At 76.3% G+C, this 1,268-nt stretch carries 1 protein-coding gene and 1 pseudogene; both read left to right on the top strand.

Annotated elements, in window-relative coordinates:
* Window positions 1-731: pseudogene (locus ABZ281_RS49750) on the top strand (cytochrome c oxidase assembly protein); the annotation flags it as partial.
* Window positions 732-808: 77 nt separating this feature from the next.
* On the top strand, window positions 809-1,268 hold a 460-nt coding region (locus ABZ281_RS49745; RefSeq protein ID WP_356665489.1), incomplete at its 3' end, for a hypothetical protein.

The following is a 1,268-nucleotide window of genomic DNA, read 5'->3' as shown; positions in this document are numbered from 1 at the left end:
GTCCTGGACATGCGCACCTACCGCAACGCCAACTCGCCGGACGACCAGCCGGTCGACCCGCAGGGCTCCTGCTCGGCGGCGCGCTGCTGCCGCCCGTGGCCCCCTTCGCCCACGCGGACTTCCGCGGGCACATGGTCCAGCACCTCCTCATCGGCATGTACGCGCCGCTCGCGCTGGTCCTGGCCGCCCCCGTCACACTGCTGCTGCGTACCCTGCCCGCGTCGCGGGGCCGGCGCCTGACCGCCGTGCTGCACAGTCCGCCCGCCCGCGTGATCGCCCACCCGGCGGTCGGACTGGCGCTCTCCACGGGCGGCCTCGCGGTGCTGTACTTCACCCCCCTGTACAACGCGATCACGTCCGACCCGGCGGCGCACTGACTGCTGCACGCGCACTTCCTGCTCTCCGGGTGCCTGTTCGCCTACGCCGTCGCCGGCCCCGACCCGGCCCCCGCCCGGCCGGGTGTCAGGGCCCGGCTGGTCTACCTGGGCGTCGCGATCGCGGCGCACGCCGTGATCTCCCAGTTGATGTACGGCGGTTTCTGGGCCGACATCCACGCGCCCGTCGACCAGGTGCAGGGCGGCGCGGAGATCATGTACTACGGCGGCGACCTGGCCGAGTTGCTGCTGGCCGCCGCGTTGGTGGCCACCTGGCGGCCCGAGCCCCGGCGCGCGGCGGGCCGGGGTGCGGGGCCGGGAGTTGTCCCGGCCCGGAATGTCAGTGGCGGGTCGTAGCCTTCGAGCAGGTGGGGCGTGGAGCAGGTGCGGCGTCGCGCCCCGGGACCCGTCGCCTTGCCGGAGAGGAGCACGCCGTGACCCGACCGCCGACCGTCGCGCAGCGGCGTGTCATCGACGCCGCCGACCCCGTCACCGGGCGGCTGCGGGGCACGGAGTCGCAGCTCACGGCGCTGGTGAAGCGGGGTCTCGCCTTCCGCCACCCCCGGCCGCCGCACGATCACTTCCTGACGCCGGAGGGGCACCGGGTGCGGCAGGGCGTCACCCAGGTGCCCGAGCCGGAAGGACCCGGGGAGGCGCCCGCCTCGACCGGGGTGTTCGCCGCCCGCGTCGGCGGCGAGGAGGACGCCGCGGATGCCGGGCCCGCCCGGCGCCGAGAGGTGCACAGCGCCTGGCAGGGGCTGCTGGAGCTGCGCCGGATGACCAACCCGGGCGGGGACGTGGACCGGCCGTGCGGCTGGGAGCGGGCACATCTGGTGCGGGCCGCCGCGCTGGCGCTGGAGGCGGCCGGGCACGGTCCGGCAGGGCGGGAGGGCC

Origin of the sequence: Streptomyces sp. NPDC006265, from assembly GCF_040613555.1 — a bacterium.
Classification (GTDB): Bacteria; Actinomycetota; Actinomycetes; order Streptomycetales; family Streptomycetaceae; genus Streptomyces.
The sequence above is the reverse complement of the archived record's forward strand: the minus strand, read 5'-3'. Positions and strand labels throughout refer to the sequence as shown.